This window comes from Sphingosinicella sp. (assembly GCF_052387495.1).
Classification (GTDB): domain Bacteria; phylum Pseudomonadota; class Alphaproteobacteria; order Sphingomonadales; family Sphingomonadaceae; genus Allosphingosinicella.
Genome location: NZ_JBQTJC010000207.1, coordinates 1 through 3637, shown reverse-complemented (window position 1 = coordinate 3637; position 3637 = coordinate 1). Strand labels below are relative to the sequence as shown.

Here is a 3637-nt window from a genome sequence, read left to right as displayed (position 1 = left end):
GTCGTGCCGACCGGGAGGATCCGGCCGCCCTTCGCCCGCGCCGCGTGGAGCCGCTCGGCCGTCTCCGCCGCGATCCGCCCCCATTCGTCTTGCCTGACATGGTCCCTGGGGTCGTCCGCCTTGACCGGCAGGAAGGTGCCGGCGCCGACATGGAGCGTCAGCGTCTCGTGGCCGATCCCCGCTTCGGCCAGCGTCGCCATCAGCCCGGGCGTGAAGTGCAGCGCCGCCGTGGGCGCGGCGACTGCGCCTTCCTCACGCGCGAACATCGTCTGATAATCCTCGGCATCGCGCGCGTCGGCTTCGCGCCTGCCGGCGATATAGGGCGGCAGCGGCATCCGCCCGGCCCGTTCGAGCAGCAGTTCGACTGGCTCCTTGCCCTCGAACTGGAGCAAAGCCGAACCGTCCGCCGCCCGCTCCGACGCGAGCGCGGCCACCCCGGCGCCGAACTCGATCCTATCCCCGTCACGCACCCGCCGCGCATTGCGCAGGAAGGCGCGCCAGTCCCGCGGCCCCTCGCGCTTGTGCAGCGTCGCGCCAATCCGCGCCGCCCCTCGTCGGCCTTCCAGCTGCGCCGGGATCACCCGCGTGTCATTGAAGACGAGCATATCGCCCGCCCGGAGCAGCCCCGGCAGGTCGCTGACGACATGGTCCGAGAACGCCCCGCCCGCGACGCGAAGCAGCCGCGCGCTATCGCGCGGGACCGCGGGCCTGAGCGCGATCCGGTCCGGCGGTAGCTCGAAATCGAAAAGCTCGACGCGCATGGGGAGGCCCTAACCTCCAACGCGGCGGTTGCGAAGCCGCCGCGAGGCAATCCGGCTGTCAACGGTCGCGCGCTTGGATCAAGATAGCGAAGAGAGGGTATTTCGGTGTATTTCGGTGTATTTCGGTGCGGATTTCGGTGCCCTGCGGAAGAACAGAACGATGATCGACACGGCGACCACGATCAACGCGAAGCCAGCGAGGACCGGAACAAGTTCGAGGCGGGTCGCCTGCCAGTGTTCGGCGATGAGGTAGACCGCCGCGACGGCTAGCAGGAACGAGAGGCACCAAAGGCTCCACCAGAGCACCTGGAGCTTTTCGTCCGGCTCGTAGGGCATTTCTACTCCGCCGCGATCGCTTGCGCCTCGCCAAGGAGGCGGGCCTCCAGCGCCGCCACCACGGCTTCGATCAGGCGGCAGGCGTCGGCGAAGCCGGGGCCGGGATTCCTGAGCTCGACGTCGAGATAGGCGGATCGGCAGAGCTCGAGCTGGAGGGCGTGGACGCCCGTCTCCGGCCGGCCGTGGCGCCCGACGATATAGCCGCCGGCATAAGGCGCGTTAACGCCGATGCGGTAGCCCAAGCCGCGCGCGGCAGCGACGGCGGCGTCGATCAGCTCCGGGGCGCAGCTCGTGCCATGGCGGTCACCGAAGACGGCGATGCCGTCGCGCCCGCCGTCGGGCGGGGGGCGGGGCGGCATCGAATGGCAGTCGAGCAGCAAGGCGGCACCGAAGCGGTCGCGCGCGGCGGCGAGGGCGGCCGCCAAAGCGGCGTGATAGGGGCGGTGGACGCTGGCGATCCGCCGGTCAAGCTCGGCCTGGGGGATTCGGGCCTTCCAGATCGCGCCGGCGCCGGCGATCCGCGCCGGGATCAGGCCGATGCCGCCGCGGGTGCGCAGCGACTGGACGATCCGCGTCGCCGGCGGCGGCGGATCGATCAAGGCAGCGTCGAGCTCGCGCTCCTCGCGGTTCAGATCGATCTCGGCGCGGGGGGTCAGGGCGACGAAGGCGGTCGCGCCCGCGTCGGTAGCGCGCCAGACGAGCCGGTCGACGAGCCGGTCTTCGAGCGATTCGAGCACCGAGCGATGGAGCCGGGCGGCGGCGAGCAAGGCCGGGCTGTAGGCACGGCCGGCATGGGGGACGGAGAGCACGACCGGCGATTCGGGGCGCGCCGGACCGATCCGGACGAAAGGGACGTCGGCGGGCGCGTCGGCGGACGGCGCGTCTGAGGGCGGCTCGGTCATCTCCGGCAGCAAAGTAGAGCCGGGATGGGACAGGCGCAATCGCGGCCGCGGCGGCGGCTGGAAAATGCGGCCGCCTTCGCGCATAACGCGGCGGACGGCGCGATCAAGGGCCGGACTCGGGACGCACGGATGCTCAGAATCCTCCTCGCCGAAGACGACGATTCGATGCGGGTCTATCTCGCCCGCGCGCTCGAGCGGGTGGGCTACAAGGTGGTCGCGGTCGACCGGGGAACGGCGGCTTTGCCCTTGCTCGAGAGCGAGCCCTTCGACCTCTTGCTGACCGACATCGTCATGCCCGAGATGGACGGGATCGAACTCGCCCAGAAGGCGGCCGAGATCGCCCCCGCGATCCGCGTCATGTTCATCACCGGCTTCGCCGCGGTGGCGCTGAAGGCCGGGCGCAAGACGCCGGACGCCAAGGTGCTGTCCAAGCCGTTCCACCTGAAGGACCTCGTGCTGGAGGTGGAGCGCATGTTCCAGTCGGAGGACCAGCACGGGCGGCTTTAGGGCTTCGCCGCCCTGCGGCGGCTTGACCGCTAAGGCCCCGCCACCTCGCCGATCAGCCAGTCGTGGAAGATGCGCACCGCCGGCCGCTCCAGCGCGCTCTTCCGGCAGACGAACCAATAGGCATAGGGGCTCTCGGTCTCGATCCCGAACAGCCGCGCGAGCCGCGGGTCGTGCGCGCCTTCGAGGTGCATGTCGAACATGAAGGCGACGCCCAGCCCCTCGGCGGCGGCGTCGAGGATGAGCTGGCCCGAATCGAAGGCGTCGATCGCCGCCGGCTCCAGGTCGGGCAGGCCGACCGCCTCGCGCCAGTAAGCGAAGGCGTCGGGCAGGTCGCGGTGAATCAGCACGGTCGCGGCTTCCAGGTCGCGGGGATGGGCGAGGGCGCGCGGCCCTTCGGTGAGCGCTTTCGCGCCGATCGCGACCACCCGCTCGGTGCCGAGCCGCCGGGCGTAGAGCGCGGGGTCGACCGCGCGGGCGAGCACGATCGCCGCGTCCAGCCCCTCGTCGAGCCGGGCGGCGGCATGGGCGGCGGTGTCGATGTCGAGGTGGAGCTCGGGATGGGCGGCACGCAACGAGGCCAAGCCGGGCATCAGCCGGTGCGAGGCGTAGAGCGGGAGCACGCCGAGCCGCAGCCGGAGCAGCTCGGTCTGGCCGCTCGCGGCTTCGAGCGCGCGGCCCAGCTCGTCCAGCGCCGGGCCGAGCTCGGCGAGCAGACGCTCGCCCTCGGCATTGAGGCGCACCGACTGGTGGCGCCGCTCGAACAAGGCGCGGCCGAGATGGCGCTCCAGGCTCTGGATGCGGCGGGTGAGCGCGGGCGAGGACAAAGCGAGCGCGTCGGCGGCGGCCTTGACCGAGCCCAGCCGCGCGGCCTCCACGAACGCCTCGACGGCGGTGAGGGGCGGGAGACGTTTCATCCTCGACCTGCCGTTACGGCCTCCTTGTTTTTGTGCAGTGCACACCGGATCGCCGGCCCGCCTCGCAGAGGGAGAAGCCGCCAATCCCGAGTGCAAAAGCTGCACTTGCCGTTGCTTTCTTCGCACTTGCACAAAAACCGTGCAAGCGCAAAAACGGCCCTGCCTTTTCAGGCATCCTCTCCTAAAAACTTCCAGGCCGGCGGCCCCCCGCCGGCCT

5 protein-coding genes are annotated in these 3637 nt (G+C 70.9%); 1 reads left to right on the top strand and 4 read right to left on the bottom strand.

Features of this window, described 5'->3' with window-relative positions:
* The 3 genes from ACT4N8_RS11595 to ACT4N8_RS11585 form a co-directional block, all read right to left on the bottom strand.
* A partial coding sequence (locus ACT4N8_RS11595) for an S-adenosylmethionine:tRNA ribosyltransferase-isomerase (protein WP_444858281.1) occupies positions 1 to 761 on the bottom strand: 761 nt, incomplete at its 3' end.
* Between the two features lie 78 nt (positions 762 to 839).
* Positions 840 to 1097 (bottom strand): hypothetical protein, encoded by a 258-nt coding sequence (locus ACT4N8_RS11590; RefSeq protein ID WP_444858280.1) that lies wholly within the window; start codon positions 1095 to 1097, stop codon positions 840 to 842.
* A 2-nt stretch (positions 1098 to 1099) separates the two neighbouring features.
* Positions 1100 to 1999, bottom strand: a complete 900-nt coding sequence (locus ACT4N8_RS11585) for an N-formylglutamate amidohydrolase (protein WP_444858279.1) — start codon at positions 1997 to 1999, stop codon at positions 1100 to 1102.
* A gap of 129 nt (positions 2000 to 2128) precedes the next feature.
* On the opposite strand from ACT4N8_RS11585, the gene cpdR reads away from it, so the two are divergent.
* Positions 2129 to 2506, top strand: coding sequence for a cell cycle two-component system response regulator CpdR (gene cpdR / locus ACT4N8_RS11580; RefSeq protein WP_444858282.1), 378 nt, complete (start codon positions 2129 to 2131; stop codon positions 2504 to 2506).
* Positions 2507 to 2535: 29 nt separating this feature from the next.
* On the opposite strand, the gene ACT4N8_RS11575 is transcribed toward cpdR, so the two are convergent.
* A complete protein-coding gene (locus ACT4N8_RS11575; protein ID WP_444858278.1) occupies positions 2536 to 3420 on the bottom strand; it encodes a LysR substrate-binding domain-containing protein in 885 nt (294 codons plus the stop codon).
* Positions 3421 to 3637: the final 217 nt, after the last annotated feature.

Bases quoted from the DNA above. Each gene is read 5' to 3' on its own strand.
- ACT4N8_RS11590 (WP_444858280.1), bottom strand. From the start codon at position 1,097: ATGCCCTACGAGCCGGACGAAAAGCTCCAGGTGCTCTGGTGGAGCCTT.
- ACT4N8_RS11585 (WP_444858279.1), bottom strand. From the start codon at position 1,999: ATGACCGAGCCGCCCTCAGACGCGCCGTCCGCCGACGCGCCCGCCGAC.
- cpdR (WP_444858282.1), top strand. From the start codon at position 2,129: ATGCTCAGAATCCTCCTCGCCGAAGACGACGATTCGATGCGGGTCTAT.
- ACT4N8_RS11575 (WP_444858278.1), bottom strand. From the start codon at position 3,420: ATGAAACGTCTCCCGCCCCTCACCGCCGTCGAGGCGTTCGTGGAGGCC.